Origin of the sequence: Collinsella aerofaciens, from assembly GCF_018785265.1 — a bacterium.
Taxonomy (GTDB): domain Bacteria; phylum Actinomycetota; class Coriobacteriia; order Coriobacteriales; family Coriobacteriaceae; genus Collinsella; species Collinsella aerofaciens_AI.
Genome location: NZ_WQPK01000044.1, coordinates 44,359 through 60,531, shown reverse-complemented (window position 1 = coordinate 60,531; position 16,173 = coordinate 44,359). Strand labels below are relative to the sequence as shown.

Below are 16,173 nucleotides of genomic sequence, written 5' to 3'. Positions count from 1 at the left end.
CCGCGCCTTTAGACGCGAGCCCGGGGCCCGTGGGTTATACCCTAAGAGCAAACCACCCTTTTTAAGGGTGGTTCTGATTTTCAAACAACCGTCTGCAATTCCCGTTTGAACCAGAGCTTTGCGTTCTGCTTATGGTCCTTGCGGGTACAATATCCAAGATATTTTGACTGTTAGAAGGAGTCTCATGACGGAGTCCTCTCAGCATACGTCTAAGCCCCAGGTCGAGGTTGAGGCCTCGGGCGGAGATGACAATAAGAGCGCACGCCGCGGCGCCATCTTTATCGGCGCCGTACTGGTGGGTTATATCGTCTATCTGGTGGTAACCGGGCAGATGGGGCAGTTCTGGGCCGCAATGTCGAGCGTCCAGGCGCCATGGCTCATTGCTGCATGCTTCTGCATGTTCTTGTACCTCTTCTTTGGCATCGTGGCGTACGCGATTGCCGTTTGGCTCGATCCTAATTCACCCGTCGGCATCCGCGACCTGATTTCGGTCGAGGCGAGCGGCATCTTCTTTGGCAACCTGACGCCCATGATGATGGGCTCGACTCCCGCCCAGATCTACCGCCTGACCAAGGCGGGCCAAAATGTCGGCGAGGCCGGAGCCACGCAGTTCACGCGCTTTATCGTGTACCAGTTTGGCCTCGTTGCCTGGGGCGCTATCCTACTGCTTGCTCGCATGCCTTTTTTTGCCGAGCGCTATGGCGACATGACGCTGCTGTGCGTCTTTAGCTTTGGTGGGCACTGCTGCATCTTGCTGGGCATCTTCGCCGTCGCGCTCATGCCTAAGACCGTCACGCGCGTCGCCCATTGCATCATCAATTGGCTCGAGCGCATAGGTGTCTCGGCCACTAAGATCGAGGGATGGCGCACGTTTGTCGACGGCGAGATCTACTCCTTCTCCGAGAAGTTTAAGCTTTCGGCCGGACATTTTTCTTCCATGCTGCTCACCGTGTTTATCACCATGCTGCAGCTCGCGTTTTTCTATCTGGTTCCGTATTTCCTGATGCTTGCCTTTGGCCACCACGAGGTCGACTTTTTCTCGGTCATGGCCGCGAGCGCCTTTGTCCAGCTGCTGAGCTCTGCGGTTCCCTTGCCCGGTGGAACTGGTGGTGCTGAGGGCGGCTTTGCATTGTTCTTGGGTCATTTCTTCGGTTCGGCTTCGACCGCTGGCTATCTGCTGTGGCGCCTCATTACGTTTATTGCGCCGACCATTTTGGCTGCGCCCCTGCTGGGACTTAAGAGCGCCCACAACGAGAGCATCCATGCGCGCTGGGATCGTGTGATGCGCAAGCTCGGCCGCACGCCTCAGACGCCCTCTGCGCCCACTAAGCCGCACCCCACGAATGCTCTTACCGTTGATCCCAAGAAGCGCGCTCAGAAGGCTTCTGGGACCGCTAAGCCGGCTCATAAAGCCTATGTGCGCCAGACAGGCGATGGTATTCGCGTATCTCCGTCGGCACTCAATAAGAAGAAGCACCCTAAGTCGCAGTAGGGCAGTCGTGCGTTCTTCATGATGCGGGGCATATTTGTGCTGTTTGGGGGATAATCCTCTTACGTAGATTATCTCTCATCTGTTGATGAATGCTTGCATATCGAAGGGACACGCCCATGGCAACCAGCAAACCGCGTCTTGATCGTCGCATCATTCGCAGCCGTAATGCCATCCTTTCGGCTTTCGAGCGCCTGCTCATGGAAAAGCCGCTGGCAGACATTACGGTGAGTGCCATCGCGCGCGAGGCCAATGTCGACCGCAAGACCTTTTACGTTCACTTTGGTACGGTTGACGGCCTGCTCGATGCCATTGCCGTCGATGTGGTGGAGATGATTGTCGACTCGGTCGAGAAAACGCTTGCTTCTATGGACGGTGACACCAGCGAGCGCGCTCTTGGCGCGGCGGCGACCTTCTTTAAAACCGTTAATGAGGCACTGTGCAACAACTTAGTGCTCAATCGTCAGCTGATCGAGAATATTCCGCTCGATGATTTCATGGCTCGTCTTCGTGCGCCGCTCGAACATGAGATTGCCGAGCGCGATCTGCTGCCCCAAGGTCTCAAGGACGAGATGTTCGACTACTATCTGGCGTTTTTGCTGTCGGGTATTATCGGTATCTATCGCACGTGGGCGCTGTCTGACGGCTCGGTTCCTATCGAGCGCGTCTCTGAGGTCGCCAACGATCTGACTCTCAATGGTCTGTCGAGTCTGGAATCTCGCTTGGATTAGGCCTAGTTGGGCTCGTCGGCGTGGAAATTCCTGTTCCTGAGGTTCTCCGGCGCCTTGGAGACCTTGCCGGCATAGGAGCTGTAGCCTGAGGATCCTTAAAAGAAAGTCCAGTTTATCCTTCCCACTCCAATTTTGGAATCCTCCGATGCGCCTTCGCACGCTCGCATGACCTCGATACCATGCGAGCGTGCAAACTCGACGAGCTCTGCGTTGCGGGCGTTTATGGTGCCGAAGGCGGCGGGGCACACGATAAGGCGCGCGCAGTGGACGAGGAGCTCTTTGGCGCGGGCTATGGTTTTATCCCCGATCGGCTCGAAGGCGCGCTCGGCCACGCATTCCGTCGCCAGGTCGCGCGCGAGCTCGCAGTCGATGTCCCCTTCGTGCAGAACGCCCGCGTAGAACGCCTTGCCCTGCCGGATGAGCTGGCGAAACACAGCTGACCCCGTACCTGCGCCGGCGATGACGAACGTGTGCGCATCGCCGTGTGGGCGCCCAATTTCCACGCTGCCGAAGCGCTCGTTGAAGGTGCCATGTTGAAGGCCGTAGAGCTCGCCAATCGTCTCGCGCGTGAATATGTCCTCGGGTGCGCCGGCGCGGAAGACCCGACCGTCCTTCACGCAAATCACCTTGTCGGCGCTTTTCTGCGCGAGCTCGAGTTCGTGGATGGACATGATGACAGCCACATTCTGCGATTTCGCAAGGTGGCGAAGTATTCGCAGCAGGTCGATCTGGTAGCGGATATCGAGATACGACGTGGGCTCGTCGAGCACGAGCACACGCGGATCCTGCGCGATGGCTCGTGCGAGCATGACGCGCTGGCGTTGCCCGTCGCTTATCTGCATGAAGTCGCGCTCGGCGAGCTCTTCCACATGTGCGGTTTTCATGGCCTCATCGACCCGACTATGGTCGTCGGGCGAGAGTGTGCCCATTCGCCCGGTGTAGGGATGCCTTCCCGCCTCTACGATATCGCGGCAGGTGAGGAGCTCGGTCCGGGGTCGATCTGTCAGCATAACGGCAAGGTTCCTTGCGAACTCCGCCGTCTTCCATCGGGAAATCTCCCGCCCGTCGAGCTCGACCGCGCCGGCAAGCGGTGCCAGATGGCGTGTGATGGTTTTCAAGATGGTCGACTTGCCCGAGCCGTTCGGCCCGATGAGCGCCACGACGTCGCCCGCGCGAACCTCCAGCTCGACGCCTTCGACTACGACCTTCTTGTCGTAGCCCGCCGACAGGTCGCTTATGCGGAAAAGCGGCGCTCCGTCAGCCTGCGTTTTTACCGGGGTTTCGAGGTTCGACTCCCCTCCGAGCGTTTTGGGCCGCGGCACGAATTCCCCCATCTACCTCACCCGCTTCTTCAACATGAGTGCGATAACCACCGGCGCGCCGAAGATGGCGGTGACGGCGCTGATGGAAAGCTCGACGGGGGAGAACAGCGTGCGCGCGATTAAATCGCAGCCCGCGCAGAAGATGGCGCCTCCCAAGAAGCACGCAGGAATCACGCGGATGGGCTTCGACGACTTCAGCGCCGACTTAACGAGATGCGGAACCGCGATGCCTACGAACGACACCGGACCAGCGAACGCGGTCACGCAGGCGGAGAGCATGCTCGCTAGAAGGACGAGCACCATGCGGAAGCGTGCGACGTTCACGCCGACGCTTTTCGCGTAGGCTTCTCCCAGCTGGAAGGCGGAAAGGGGCTTCGATATCGCGAATACGCATGCGCTCACGGTGATCACCACGACCGCGATGACCGCGACGTCGTCCCAGCTCGAACCCGAGAAGCTACCCAAAGACCAGTTGTGCAGGTTCACGATGGACTGGTCGTCGGCGAAGGCGATGAGGAAGTTCGTCGCCGCCGAGCAGATGTATCCCACCATGACGCCCGCCACGATGAGCATGGCCATGGAACTTATGCGCCGTGCGATGAGGAGCACGAAGCCGATGGTGATAAGCGAGCCCAGAAACGCTGCGACCACCATGGCCGGCGAGGACATGGCCTGGTTCGCGCCCAGAAGTACGATCATCGTAAGCGCGACGACGAACTTTGCGCCCGAGGAGACGCCCAAGATGAACGGGTCGGCGATGGGGTTGTTGAAAAACGTCTGCAGCAGGAACCCGGAGAGCGAAAGTGCCCCGCCGAGAAGCACGGCTGAAAGCACGCGCGGCAGACGAATCTCCCAGATGATCTGGATTTCCATGGAATTGGCCGCGCCTCCCGAAAGGATGCCGGGGATGTGGTCTGCGGGCACGAGCACGCTCCCGATGCACAGGTTGGCCCCGACGAGCACGATGAGGGCAACAGCGAGCAGCGCCGTCACGACGCGACACCGCGCGGCGCGCCCCGATTCGTCGTATGTCATGGAAAGCCGGCTTCTCATGGCGCTAGCCGAGCTTCCTCAGATAATGGAAGTTGCTCGCGTCATCGCCGGTGAACGCCCCGTGCAGCTCGTCGATAATGTCGGCGGTGGAAGTCATCTGCTGGTACATGTCGGCGCTTGTGACCCAGACGTTGCCGTTCTTCACGGCTTTGAACTGCGACAATAGCGCGTTTTTGCCTACGAAGTCGTTCAAGGTGGCAACCGATTCGTCGATGGTGCCGTTGTAGACGATAATGTCGGCATCCTTCGCCGTCGCGTAGAAGCGCTCCATTTCGAGCGTTACTGACGAACCTGACGTCGACGCCGTCTGCGCGTCATCGAGCGCGTAGTTGCCGCCTGCAAGCTCGATCATCTGCGCCACGTAGTCGCCCGCCCGCCGCGTGACGGCGGCCCCGTTCGAGTTAATGTAGAAATACGCCACGGTTTTACCTGACGACGCGAGCCTCGACGTTTGCTCGACGCGGGCCTTCTGCTCGTTGAACAGGTGCGCGGCCTCGTCTTCCTTGTCGAACAGGACGCCGAAAAGCTTAATCCACTCGACGCGCCCGAGTGCTTCGGGCTCGCTCGACGACTGTTCGGTGAGCACGACGAGCCCGAGCTTCTGCAGCTTTTCCTTCACATCGGGCGTGTGGTTGATCATGGTGTTCTCGATGGCGAGCGTGCAGCCCGAGGCCGATATTCGCTCGTAGTCGGGCGCGCTGTACTTGCCGCCGTAGGCGATCGCCCCACTTTCGAGTGCGCTTTTGAAGCCCGCGACCGAGCAATCGTCGGCCTTCGTGCCCGACATGAGGATGTTGTCGTTCGCATCGAGCGCGTCGACCAGGCACATCGTCGCCGACGACACGAGGTACACCTTGTTGGCGGGACGCCTTATGACCGCGATGTCGGAGCTCAACCCATCAGGTACCTTTGCATCTTGCGGTACCACGAGGAAGCGCTCCCCGTTCGAAATGCAGATAAGCCGCAGGCCGCCTTCGTACTCGTCGACAGTGAAGTGCTCGGCGTATTCAAGCTGAAGCGCCCCCGTCGGCTCCCAGCCGCAGCCCAAATCGGCGTTGTGGAAGTCGGCCGCGGCGCTTGAAGCCGTTCCCGCAGGGGAGCCGCCGCTTGCATCGTCGCCCGATTTCTCCTTCATGGTGGATGAGTCGAAGTGGAGCGTGTAGTCGATGGTGTGCGGCGTCGACATGGCGACGGTCTCGGCCGACACGGCGATGTCCTCGTCGAGCGTGACGGGTATCTCGAACGTGGAGTTGCCGCCGTCGTTTACGGGCGCGTAGTCCACGCCGTCGACGGTCATCTTGTCGTAGTTCGAACTCGACCAGGTGATGGTCGCGGTGTAGGTGTCGCCATCCTTCACAATTGTGGTGGGCGAGGCGATGCTTGCACGCCCTGACCCACCGGAAAGCGAGACGCTCACAGTGTATTCCTGAGAGCCCGCCGTGCCACCGGTCGCGTTTGGGTTTGCACTGCACCCCGCGAAGGGAAGCGCGAGCAATGCGACGAGAACGCAGGCGATCGCGCGCGTCGCGATGCTGCGGCGCTTCCTGCTTTCCCCCTTGGGAAGAATCGACCGCATGGCGTTACTTCAGTGCGTCGGCGAGCAGATCGACGCCGGCGGATTCGAACACGAGCGTGCGGTCGTACCACTGCTCTTTTCTAATACTCCACGCGGCGCAGGCGGTGTCCTCGTCGAGTGCTTCAACGGGCACGTCGTAGGTGTACTTGCCTTCCGCGTTTTCCACATAGGGGATGAAGCCGGCCTCGCTCGCGGCGGCAGCCTCGTCGCCCGTGCCCATGAAGAGCTTGCCGTAGCCCGTGCCGGAAAGCGTCATCACACAGTGCATGGAGCCGTTTTCCACGATGAGCTGGGCGTCCACAATCCTGAACATGTTCGAGCTGGAATCTACGGTGATCGGATAGGTGCCGTCGGCCACCTTGTCGGCGGTGATGGGGGCAGCGCTTGCGCCCTTGGGCGCATCGGCCGCCTGTTCGGTCTTTTCCTGGGAATCGACATCGCTTGCCTTTGCGCTGTCGATTGAATTTCCGCTGCAGCCGGCGAGCGAGAACGCGAAAAGCGCCGCCGACAGGGCGAAGGCGAGGGTTTTCTTCAACATGGAGGGAGGTTCCTTTCAATCGCTTCGACCGCCCGCTCGTGCGGTGGGCGGGCGGGACGCGAATGCAACGGGCATGCGCCGTCGGTCGGGGAAGGCGCATGCCCGTTGCACGGGGACGCGACCGGCGCCCCCGTGCGCGGCGAGTTTACAGCTTGGCGATGGCGTCGTCCACGTGTGAGACGTAGATGTCGTCGACCGCGGCGTTCTGTCCCAGACCCTGGAGCAGGCACGTCACTTCGAAGCCGGCGGCCACGAACTTCGCAGCCCAGCTGTCGGGGTCGGTCTCGTCTGCCATGTCGTTGTTCGCGTGGTCGCCCGCGACCACCATGAACGGCGCGAGCACGGCCTTCTTGTACCCTGCGGCGCTCGCGGCGGCGATAACATCCTCGCAGGTCGGTTCAGCCTCGACGGTGCCGACGAAGAACTGCGTCAAGCCCTCGTTCTTGAACACTTCCTGCATCTTGGCATAGTCGGCGTTGGAATCGGCTTCGGTGCCGTGGCCCATGAGGCACAGCGCCGTCTTGCCGTCGTCGAAGGACGCCATGTTCTCCTTAATGGCGGCGGCCACCTTCTTGTAGTCGTCGTCGGAGGTGAGCAGCGGGTCGCCGAGCGAGATCTTGTCGAACTTGTCGGCGTACTTGTCGAGCTCGTCTTTCACGTCGGCGTATTCCAGGCCAGCCATGAGATGCGTCGGCTGCACGACGATTTCCTTCACGCCGTCTTCCACGCAGCGGTCGAGCGCCTCGGTCATGTTGTCGATCGTGATGCCGTCGCGCTTCTTCAGCTTGTCGATGATGATCTGCGCGGTGAAGGCGCGGCGGATGTCGTAGTCCTGCCAGTACTTCTCGCGGATAGCGTCTTCGATGGCGCCGATGGTGATGTGGCGCGAGTCGTTGTAGCTCGTGCCGAAGCTCGTGACGAGGATGACCGGCTTCACGGCCTTCTCCTTTTCGCTCGATTTCTCGGAACTCGCGGAGGTGCTGGAGCAGCCCGCGAGCGCGACTCCGGCGAGCGCGAAGGCTCCGGTTGCTGCGGCGCCCATGAAGCCGCGGCGTGACATCTGGTCGGACATGGTTTTTCCTTTCCTCGGTTTGCCGGTCCCCCGGCGACAGTTGCTTGTCGGCACAAGCGAAAGAAAAGCGCACCCCTCGGGGTTCACAAGGAGCTAACGCCACGGCGATGCCGTGAGGAAAAGGCGAAGCAGTCTGGCTTGGGGCGCGAGGCGGTTCGCCCGTGCGTCCTATACAGTAATGTCCCTTGCCCAGGATTCCCACCTGGTTCCCTCCGCAAGCCAGCGCGGGCTGTGCGGGCGCCGCGCCGGTCATTTCCTTTTATCCGATTGTCATATGCTCGTTGCCGAATCTTTTACTATGATAGTGGGCACTTTTGAACGTGTCAAAGCCAGGGCGGGCGGCATTGCGCCTCCTGCCTGCGTATTTGCGCCGATTGCCGCTGCGGGCGCCGTGTTTTGGCCGCTGCGCGAATGGCAGCGTAAACGGTTGCGATGAGAAACGGGAAGGGAAGGCTCGGATGATTCATATCGTTGGCGCTGGCTCGGGCGCCGCCGACCTTATCACGCTGCGCGGGGCGCGCCTTTTGCGCGCGGCCGACGTGGTCGTTTGGGCGGGGAGCCTTGTGAACCCCGAGCTGCTCGCCGAGTGCAAGGAATCCTGCATCGTCTACGACAGCGCGCACATGACCTTGGAGGAAGTGCTCGACGTGATGTGCGCGGCAGATGCGCGGGGCGAGGAAGTGGTGCGCCTGCACACGGGCGACCCGTGCCTGTACGGCGCCATCCAGGAGCAGATGGACGCGCTCGACGCGCGCGGCGTGGACTACGAGGTGGTGCCCGGCGTGTCGAGCTTTTGCGGTGCCGCGGCGGCGCTTCGCCAGGAATATACGCTGCCGGGAATCAGCCAGTCGGTCGTGATCACGCGGCTTTCCGGGCGCACCCCCATGCCCGCGGGCGAGGGCATGCGCACCATGGCGGAAAGCGGCTCGACTATGGTCATCTTCCTGAGCTCGGGTATGCTCGCCGAGCTTTCCGCCGAGCTTTTGGCCGCGGGCCGCAGCTCCGATGAGCCGGCGGCGCTCGTGTACAAGGCGACCTGGCCTGAGGAGCGCGTGGTGCGATGCACAGTGGGCACGCTCGCCGATGCGGGCGCGCGAGAGGGCATCGACCGCACGGCGCTCGTGGTGGTGGGCCGCGTGCTCGGAGCTCGCGGCAGGCTTGCACACAACGGCGCGCAAGCGGAGTCGTACGAGCGCAGCAAGCTTTACGACCCTTCGTTTTCCACGGGGTATCGGAAGGCGAGCAGCTAGCGTGGCCTTCGAGCACTACATATATACCGGGACGACCCGCCTGCGCTGCGGCTACACCACGGGGAGCTGCGCCGCGCTCGCGGCGAAGGCGGCCTGCGAGATGCTCTTGTCACGAAAGCCCGTCGGCCTCGTGTCGATCGTCACCCCCGGCGGGCTGCCCGTCGAGGCGAACGTGGTCGACGCATGCATCGGCGAGGGGTGCGCCCAGTGTGCCGTGCGAAAGGACGCAGGCGACGATGCCGATGTGACCGACGGCGTGCTCGTGTACGCGCGCGTGGAACATGCGGGGTCGGGCACGGGCGCTGCGGGCAGCAAGGACGTACCCGCGCACGAATCGGAAGTTTCCGTCGATGGCGGCGTGGGCGTGGGGCGCGTGACGTTGCCCGGGCTCGAGCAGCCGGTGGGGGCGGCCGCCATCAACGCGACGCCGCGCGCGATGATCACTTCGGTGGTGCGCGAGGTGTGCGCCGCGCACGGCCTCTCTGGAAAAATTGCTGTGACGATTTCGGTACCCGAGGGTGTCGCCCTTGCCGAAAAGACCTTCAACCCGCACCTGGGGATAGAGGGCGGCATCTCCATCCTGGGCACGACGGGCATCGTCGAGCCACGCAGCCTCGCTGCCTTGCGCGACAGCATCGAGCTCGAGATCCGGCAGCATGCGGCTATGGGGCGGCGCGGAGTCGTGCTCACGCCCGGCAACTACGGCGCGCAGTTCATCTCGGGGCATTTCCACTTAAACGGTGCGCCGGTGGTCTTCATCTCCAACTTTGTGGGCGATGCGATTGATTGCTGCGTTCGCGAGGGATTCACCAATGTCCTTCTTGTGGGACACATCGGCAAGTTGGTGAAGGTCGCGGGCGGCATCATGGACACCCATTCGCGTACCGCCGACTGCCGCGCGGAGATTCTGGCCGCCCACGCGGCCATGGCCGGCGCGGGCGCGAAGACCGTGCGTGAGATCATGTCGTCGGTCACGACCACGGCGGCGCTCGAGGTAATCGAGGCCGCCGGCGTGGGGGACGCTGCGCGCGCCTCGCTCGCTGCGGCAATCGATGACAGGTTGCGCCGCCGCGCGGCGGGCGCATGCGATATCGCCGCGGTCGTGTTCGACGCCGAGCGCCGCGAGCTTTTCCGCACGTCGGGCGCCGATGCAGTTATCGGGGTATTGGGGGCGACGTATGAGTAAAGGCGTGCTGTATGAGGTGGGCCGCGCAATCGGCTGGCCGGGGACGAAGGTGGTCATGAAGGCGCGCCGCTCGCTTGCGGACACGAAGCGCATTCTTCGCGAGGAGGGCGCCTTCGACGGTGCCGAGCTTGTAGAGGACTGTGGGCTTCCGGGCGAGCGCGTGTACCGCTCGCTCGACGATGTGCTCGATCGGGGCAGCTACTTCTCGACGATGGTGGTGCGCTAGATGAGGGTTTCCTGCATAGCGTTCACTGAGAGGGGGTATGCGTTGGCGGAGCGCACCGCACGCGCGCTTTCCGATTGCGCGCAGGCAGGTGAAGATGACCCCGGCTGGGACGTTTCCGTTTCGCGCGGGTTCGGCGAGGGGAAGGCCGACCTGCGCGCATGGACGGCGCTCGCGTGGGAAGCGTCGGACGCGCTTCTGTTCGTGGGCGCGGCGGGCATCGCCGTGCGGGCGATCGCGCCGCATGTCGCCTCGAAGGCAACCGATCCCGCGGTTGTGGCGATCGACGAGGCGGGGCGCTTTGCCGTCCCGCTTTTGTCGGGGCATTTGGGCGGTGCGAACGAGCTTGCGCAAACTGTGGCCCGCGCGGTAGGGGCCATCCCCGTCATCACCACGGCGACCGACGTCCGCGGCGTGTGGGCGGTGGATACGTGGGCGCGCTGTGCGGGGCTCGCCGTTTCGAATCCCGAGGCCATCAAGCGAGTGTCGGCGCGGCTGCTTTCGGGCGGGCGCGTGGCGCTCTATTCCGACATGCCTATTTCGGGACAGCCGCCTGAGGGGGTTGACATTGCGTCCGACCGCGCTCGGGCCGATATCGTCGTGTCGCCGTTCGCTGGCGCGAATGCAGGCGCGTCCGTTCGCGCGGCGGAGACAACGGACGAGGTCGTGCCCGCCGGTGAGACGGGGATGCCGGCGGGCATGCGGGCGCAGGCGCCTGCGCCCGAGCCGCTTCGCCTTGTCGTGCCCTGTATCGTTGCGGGCATAGGGTGCCGTCGCGGTGCGTGCGCCGAAGCGATTGGGGAGGCGTTTCTTCTCGCGTGCGGGCAGGCGGGCATCTCGCCTTCGGCCGTGCGCGAGGCGGCGACGATCGACGTGAAGGCGCACGAGGAGGGTCTGCTCGCCTTCTGCTGCGCGCGCAATATCCCGCTTGCGACGTATTCCGCAGAGGAGTTGTCGCAGGTCGAAGGCAGCGTTTCGCCATCTGATTTCGTGCGCGCGACGGTGGGGGTCGACAACGTGTGCGAGCGGGCAGCGCTCGCGGAGGGGGGCAAACTTATCTTCCCGAAGCTCGCTCACGGCGGCGTGACCGTCGCGTTTTCCAAGGTAACTATTAAACTTTCGTTTAAGGAGCGGTGATGGGAAAGCTCTTCGTGGTGGGAATCGGCCCGGGCGGCCCCGACGGCATGACGATTGCGGCTCGGCGTGCGCTCGAGGCGTCCGACGTCGTTGTGGGTTACACGAAATACGTGGAGCTCGCGCTCGCCGCCGTGGCCGACGCGGCGCATCTCGCGACGCCGATGATGCACGAGGTCGAACGGTGCCGCCTTGCGCTTTCGCGCGCGCAGAGTGGAGAAGCCGTGGCGCTCGTGTGCAGCGGCGACGCGGGCGTGTACGGCATGGCGAGCCCCGTGCTGGAGCTTGCGGAGGACTACCCCGATGTAGACGTGGAAGTTATCGCCGGGGCCACCGCGGCTCAGAGCGGGTCGGCGGTACTCGGCGCCCCGCTTGCCCACGACTTCGCGGTCGTGTCGCTCTCCGACCTGCTCACGCCATGGGAGGTCATCGAGCGCAGGCTCGCCGCCGTGGCGAGCGCCGACTTCTGCATCTGTTTGTACAACCCGCGCAGCAGAAAGCGCGCCGACAGGCTCTCACGCGCGGCGAAGATTATGCTCGAATGGAAGGCCCCCGACACGCTCTGCGGCTGGGTACGTAACATCGGGCGCGAGGGGCAGCAGTCGGGCATGTGCAGGCTCTCCGAGCTGGGGGAGATCGACGCCGACATGTTCACCACCGTGTTCGTCGGCAACGCGGACACGAAGCTCGTAGGCGGCCGTATGGTCACGCCGCGCGGGTATCGGGAGATTCCATGCGAAAGGTAACGATCATCGGGGCGGGGCCCGGAAACCCCGACTTGCTCTCGCGCGCGGCGCTCGACGCGATCGACATCGCCGACGTGGTCATCGGCGCTCATCGCGCGCTTGCCGGCATCGACGTGCCGCCCGACGTGGTGAGATGCGAGCTCGTGAAGACGGCGGACATCGTCGCCGCGCTCACCGATGCGGCGTCGTGGCAGCGCGCCGTGGTCGTGATGACGGGCGATGTGGGGCTGTTCAGCGGCGCGCGCCGCCTGGTGGAGGCGCTCTCCGGCGACGCGCAGGTGGACGTGCGCATCATTCCCGGCATAAGCTCAGCGTCGTATCTCGCCGCGCGCCTCGCGCGTCCATGGCAGGATTGGCGCTTCGCGAGCGCTCACGGCGTGGCGTGCGACATCGTGGCCGAGGCCGAGCGCTCAGGCGAGCTCTTCCTCGCCACGTCGGGCGGGGACGACCCCTCGCGGCTTTCGGGCGAGCTTGTGCAGGCGGGCTTCGGGGACGCGCGCGTGACGGTGGCCGAGCGCCTGTCGTACCCCAACGAGCGCATCACCTGCGCGACCGCAAGTGAAATCGCAGGTCAGACGTTCGACGACTTGAACGTGATGCTTATCGAGTTCGCAGGCGGCGCCGGGTCGCCTGTGGGCTCTAGCGCAGCCTCCGAGGCGCCGGCCGGCGCGTCCGCGCCCGCGGCGGCTTCTTCCGCGGCGGACTTTGCGGGCGCATCCCGCGCCGCGAGCTCCCGCTGGCCGTACGCTTCCTCGGGCATTCCCGACGAGCTTTTCATCCGCGGCGACGTTCCCATGACCAAGCAGGAGGTGCGCGCCGTCGCGCTCGCGAAGCTGCGCCTTACCGCGACCGACACCGTGTGGGACGTCGGCGCCGGCACGGGGAGCGTGTCGATTGAGGCGGCGCTCGTCGCGCGAACGGGGTCGGTATGGGCGGTCGAGCGCAACGCGGCCGGCGTGCGGCTCATCCGAGAGAACGCGGATGCATTCGGGTGCGGCAACGTGCATGCGATCCCCGGTGTCGCCCCCGAAGCGCTCGCGAAACTGCCCGTCCCCGACGCCGTGTTCGTCGGCGGGAGCGCGGGCGAGCTTCCCTCCATCGTGGAGGCGGCGCTCGAGAAGAACTCGCAGGTTCGCCTGTGCGTGCCATGCGTCACCGTTGAGACGCTCACCGAGGCGTGCGCGCTCCTCTCGGGTTCGCGCTTTAAGGGGTTCGAGGCGTGCCAGGTGTCGGCCGCCCGCGCCGAGGCTGTAGGCTCGCACCATCTTATGAAGGCGCAAAACCCCGTGTTCCTCGTCAGCGCGCGTGGTGCAGGTGGGGAAGGCGGCGCCCGGTGAGCACGACCATCCCTCGCTTCATGGTCGCTGCGCCCTCGAGCGGGAGCGGCAAGACGGTCGTTACGTGCGCGCTCCTGCGCGCGCTTGCGCGCCGCGGCCTCGCATGCGCGGCCTTCAAATGCGGCCCCGACTACATTGACCCGCTCTTTCATCGCCGCGTCGTGGGTGCGCGCTCGGGCAACTTAGACGGCTTCTTCACCGACGCCCCGACGCTGCGCGCCCTGCTCGCACGCGGCGCTGCGGGCGCGGATGTCGCGGTGCTCGAGGGGGCCATGGGCTTCTACGACGGCATGGCGCCCGGCGTGGCCGATGCGAGCAGCTACCAGGTTGCGTGCGACACGGAAACGCCGGTCGTTTTAGTGGTGAACGGGCGCGGGGCGTCTTTATCGCTCGCCGCCGTAATCCGCGGCATCGCCGAGTTCCTGCCTTGTGCGAACGTGCGCGGCGTCGTGCTGAACAAGACGAGCGCCGCTGCCTGCGCCTACGCGAAGCCTGCGATCGAGAAGCACACGGGTGTCGCGGTTTTGGGGAATATCCCCGCCGACGATGCGTTCTCGCTCGAAAGCCGGCATTTGGGGCTTGTGACCGCCGACGAGGTCGAGCAGCTCTCCGCGCGCATCGACAAGATGTCCGAGCTGGTGGAAAAGAGCGTCGACGTCGACCGCTTGCTCGAAATAGCGGCGACGGCACCCGATATCCGCGAGGAACCTTACCGGTTGGAGCCGATCGCGGGAGCGCGGCCCATCGTCGCCGTCGCACGTGACGAGGCGTTCTCGTTCTACTACGAGGAGAACCTGCGCGCGCTCGAGGACCTGGGTTGCGAGCTGGCCTTTTTCAGCCCCCTGTGTGATAGCGAGTTGCCCCGGGGGACAAGCGCCCTCTATCTGGGAGGCGGCTACCCGGAGCTCCATGCGCGGCAGCTCTCCGAGAACGCGCCGATGCGCGAGGCGGTGCGGCGTGCGGTGGAATCCGGCATGCCGACGGTTGCCGAATGCGGTGGGTTTCTGTACCTGCAGCGCGAAATCTCCGATAGCGAGGGGCGGCGCTGGCCTGTTGCGGGCGCCCTTGAGGGCGCAAGCGAGAACGGGGGAAGGCTGTCCCATTTCGGGTACGTGGAGCTCACTTCCCAACGCTACGGGCTCTACGGGCCGCGCGGCACACGCATCCGCGCGCACGAGTTCCACTACTGGCAGTCCACCTGCCCGGGCGGCGACTTCTGGGCGCAGAAGCCCCGGCGCGACAAGGGCTGGCCGTGCATGACGACCACCCCGGCCCTGGTTGCGGGCTTCCCGCATGTGTACTATCCTGCGAACCCCGACGTTGCGCGCGCGTTCGCGTCTGCCACAGCGTCGTTCGCAGAGAGGAGACGGCATGGCTGAAGCAAGCGAAACCGCGCTTGCCTGCATCCGCGAGGAAGTCGAGCGCGCGTTCTCGTCGGCGCCGGGCGCCGTGCTCGAAGCCGCGCTCTCCCGGATCGCGCCCGCAGATGAGTGTGCCCGCGCCGCCGCGTACGCCGCGTGGGATTCCATCGCGCATCCTTTGGGGGGATTGGGCGACTTTGAAGACGCCGTCGCGCGTATCGCCGCAGCTCAGGGGAGCGCCGAGGTGGCCGAGTTTCCCCGTGCGCTCGCGGTATTCTTCTCCGACAACGGGGTCGTTGCCGAGGGCGTGTCGCAAAGCGGGCAAGACGTGACGCGAGCCGTCGCGCGCAACATGTGCGAGGGGGCCACGAGCGCCTGCCGCATGGCGGCGTTCGCGGGTGCCGAGGTCGTGCCCGTCGACGTGGGTATGGCCCGGGGCATAGAAGACGCTCGCATGGTGCGCGCGAACGTGCGGCGGGGGAGCGGCAACATCGCGCACGGCTCCGCCATGTCTCGCGATGGGGCCGTGCGCGCGATCGAGGTCGGAATCGCCGTCGCGTGCGGGCTTGCCCGCGCCGGCGTGCGCCTTCTCGCCGCGGGCGAGATGGGCATCGGCAACACGACCACCTCGGCGGCGGTGGCCGCAGTGCTCATCCGAGCGGACGCGCGGAGCCTCGTCGGGCGCGGCGCGGGGCTCTCGGACACCTCGCTCGCGCGCAAGCGCGACGTGGTCGAGCGCGCTATCGACGCGAACTCGCCCGATCCCGCCGACCCGATCGACGTGCTCTCGAAGGTGGGCGGCTTCGACATCGCGGCGATGTGTGGCTTCTACCTGGGGGCCGCGGCCTCGAAGGCGCCGGCGCTCCTCGACGGGGTCATATCCTGCACGGCGGCCCTGTGCGCGGTGCGCCTGTGCCCCAACGCCTTGGGCTACCTCGTGGGCACCCACGCATCTAGCGAACCCGCAAGCCAGGAGCTCCTTCGCGAGCTCGGCATAAAGGCACCCCTCGACGCAGGCATGCACTTGGGCGAGGGCGCGGGCGCCATGGCGTATCTGCCCCTTCTGGATTCGGCGCTGCGCGTGTACCGGGATGGGAAGACGTTCACGGCGACTGGCATGGCTGCTTACGAGCATTTCGAGGCCGGGAAATGACG

Annotated in this window: 15 protein-coding genes; 10 read left to right on the top strand and 5 right to left on the bottom strand. The window is 64.6% G+C overall.

Annotation, left to right across the window (positions count from 1 at the left end; genetic code table 11):
- Positions 1–184 precede the first annotated feature (184 nt).
- Both GPK42_RS07405 and GPK42_RS07400 read left to right on the top strand, forming a co-directional pair.
- Positions 185–1,492 carry a lysylphosphatidylglycerol synthase transmembrane domain-containing protein gene (locus GPK42_RS07405; RefSeq protein ID WP_215694615.1) on the top strand — a complete coding sequence of 436 codons (1,308 nt, stop codon included), beginning with the start codon at positions 185–187 and terminating at the stop codon, positions 1,490–1,492.
- A gap of 116 nt (positions 1,493–1,608) precedes the next feature.
- Entirely contained in the window at positions 1,609–2,220 is a 612-nt protein-coding gene (locus GPK42_RS07400) for a TetR/AcrR family transcriptional regulator (RefSeq protein ID WP_055286458.1), read from the top strand.
- 95 nt (positions 2,221–2,315) lie between these two features.
- Here GPK42_RS07400 and GPK42_RS07395 read toward each other — a convergent pair whose 3' ends face one another.
- From GPK42_RS07395 to GPK42_RS07375, 5 genes are all read right to left on the bottom strand, one after another.
- The gene (locus GPK42_RS07395) at positions 2,316–3,542 is read right to left on the bottom strand and encodes an ABC transporter ATP-binding protein (RefSeq protein WP_215694613.1); all 1,227 of its coding nucleotides are present in this window, start codon (positions 3,540–3,542) and stop codon (positions 2,316–2,318) included.
- Positions 3,543–3,554: 12 nt separating this feature from the next.
- Complete coding sequence (locus tag GPK42_RS07390) at positions 3,555–4,577, bottom strand: FecCD family ABC transporter permease (RefSeq protein ID WP_215694611.1); 1,023 nt, start codon at positions 4,575–4,577, stop codon at positions 3,555–3,557.
- Positions 4,578–4,599: 22 nt separating this feature from the next.
- Positions 4,600–6,012 (bottom strand): ABC transporter substrate-binding protein, encoded by a 1,413-nt coding sequence (locus GPK42_RS10075; RefSeq protein ID WP_215694609.1) that lies wholly within the window; start codon positions 6,010–6,012, stop codon positions 4,600–4,602.
- 163 nt (positions 6,013–6,175) lie between these two features.
- Positions 6,176–6,709 (bottom strand): hypothetical protein, encoded by a 534-nt coding sequence (locus GPK42_RS07380; protein ID WP_215694607.1) that lies wholly within the window; start codon positions 6,707–6,709, stop codon positions 6,176–6,178.
- Positions 6,710–6,854: 145 nt separating this feature from the next.
- Positions 6,855–7,781: a sirohydrochlorin cobaltochelatase gene (locus GPK42_RS07375; RefSeq protein ID WP_035138221.1), complete on the bottom strand. Its 927-nt coding sequence runs from the start codon at positions 7,779–7,781 to the stop codon at positions 6,855–6,857.
- A 458-nt stretch (positions 7,782–8,239) separates the two neighbouring features.
- On the opposite strand from GPK42_RS07375, the gene cobM reads away from it, so the two are divergent.
- The 8 genes from cobM to cobT are packed head-to-tail and all read left to right on the top strand — an operon-like array spanning position 8,240 to position 16,171.
- The gene (gene cobM, locus GPK42_RS07370) at positions 8,240–9,031 is read left to right on the top strand and encodes a precorrin-4 C(11)-methyltransferase (RefSeq protein WP_195361483.1); all 792 of its coding nucleotides are present in this window, start codon (positions 8,240–8,242) and stop codon (positions 9,029–9,031) included.
- A gap of 1 nt (position 9,032) precedes the next feature.
- On the top strand, positions 9,033–10,217 hold the full coding sequence (gene cbiD / locus GPK42_RS07365; protein WP_215694605.1) for a cobalt-precorrin-5B (C(1))-methyltransferase CbiD: 1,185 nt from the start codon (positions 9,033–9,035) through the stop codon (positions 10,215–10,217).
- Positions 10,210–10,443 (top strand): SAM-dependent methyltransferase, encoded by a 234-nt coding sequence (locus GPK42_RS07360; protein WP_215694603.1) that lies wholly within the window; start codon positions 10,210–10,212, stop codon positions 10,441–10,443. The genes cbiD and GPK42_RS07360 overlap by 8 nt, the downstream gene beginning before the upstream one ends.
- 42 nt (positions 10,444–10,485) lie before the next feature.
- Positions 10,486–11,577: a cobalt-precorrin 5A hydrolase gene (locus tag GPK42_RS07355; protein WP_252200194.1), complete on the top strand. Its 1,092-nt coding sequence runs from the start codon at positions 10,486–10,488 to the stop codon at positions 11,575–11,577.
- Entirely contained in the window at positions 11,577–12,320 is a 744-nt protein-coding gene (cobJ, locus tag GPK42_RS07350; protein WP_215694598.1) for a precorrin-3B C(17)-methyltransferase, read from the top strand. Before GPK42_RS07355 ends, cobJ begins: the two co-directional genes overlap by 1 nt.
- Positions 12,308–13,657 carry a precorrin-6y C5,15-methyltransferase (decarboxylating) subunit CbiE gene (gene cbiE, locus GPK42_RS07345; protein WP_195240339.1) on the top strand — a complete coding sequence of 450 codons (1,350 nt, stop codon included), beginning with the start codon at positions 12,308–12,310 and terminating at the stop codon, positions 13,655–13,657. The genes cobJ and cbiE overlap by 13 nt, the downstream gene beginning before the upstream one ends.
- The gene (locus GPK42_RS07340; RefSeq protein WP_338404347.1) at positions 13,654–15,036 is read left to right on the top strand and encodes a cobyrinic acid a,c-diamide synthase CobB; all 1,383 of its coding nucleotides are present in this window, start codon (positions 13,654–13,656) and stop codon (positions 15,034–15,036) included. The genes cbiE and GPK42_RS07340 overlap by 4 nt, the downstream gene beginning before the upstream one ends.
- Positions 15,029–16,171 (top strand): nicotinate-nucleotide--dimethylbenzimidazole phosphoribosyltransferase, encoded by a 1,143-nt coding sequence (cobT, locus tag GPK42_RS07335; protein ID WP_215694596.1) that lies wholly within the window; start codon positions 15,029–15,031, stop codon positions 16,169–16,171. Before GPK42_RS07340 ends, cobT begins: the two co-directional genes overlap by 8 nt.
- Positions 16,172–16,173: the final 2 nt, after the last annotated feature.